Here is a 768-nt window from a genome sequence, read left to right as displayed (position 1 = left end):
GGTATCGGGAAGAGTACCTTCTTAATGGATTTGGAAGATGAGCTCTCTGAGTGGTACAGGACCCGCATACTCTACGTTCGTGAAGATTACACCACGACGAGTCTCTCCCAAGAACTTCTCTACGAAGCCCGCGACGCAGTTGGAACCCTCCGGACCCTGTTCAACGAAGTGACCGGTTTTAGTCTTGGAGCAGGCCCTGTAAGTGCAGGAGTCTCTACTGATGACCGTGCTCGACATCTTCGAAAGTTAGCCAGTCTCTCAGAATCGGTCCGCGAGTACAAACGCCTCATTTTTCTTGTCGACGATATCCACAAACTTGGCAACTCCGAGGTCACACGAGACTTCCTTCGCGAACTATCCTCCAATCTTGGAGAGAACGTCCACCTAATCACTGCAGGCCGTCTCACATACGACGACGCTGAATATTCGGTCCACCTGGAAACGTTCTCACGCGAGCAGACTTCGAACTACCTCCGTCAGGAGTATCCAGATGTAGACGATGAAACTGTCGATGGTGTCTATGAGAAGCTGGAGGGCCATCCCTACTACCTCGGTCTTCTCAGGGAGACCGCTAGTAATGACACCACCTTTGAACTCCCCGAAAAGGACACACTCGACTTCATCGAAAATGCATATTTAGACTCTATGTCAGAGGATGAAGAGGAATTTATCCGAAAGACGGCGGGGCTCGCTGAGTTGGACGCGGAAATCTGTTCGGCAGTGTTGGATGATATGAACCGCACCTAGTGTCGACGTGTCCTTGACTCT

At 51.0% G+C, this 768-nt stretch carries 1 protein-coding gene; it reads left to right on the top strand.

Annotated elements, in window-relative coordinates:
• On the top strand, window positions 1-747 hold a 747-nt coding region (locus tag C5B91_RS21170), incomplete at its 5' end, for a hypothetical protein (protein ID WP_233547866.1).
• Between the last annotated feature and the right edge of the window lie 21 nt (window positions 748-768).

The sequence above is a fragment of the Haloferax sp. Atlit-10N genome, assembly GCF_003586325.1.
GTDB lineage: Archaea > Halobacteriota > Halobacteria > Halobacteriales > Haloferacaceae > Haloferax > Haloferax prahovense.
The sequence above is the reverse complement of the archived record's forward strand: the minus strand, read 5'-3'. Positions and strand labels throughout refer to the sequence as shown.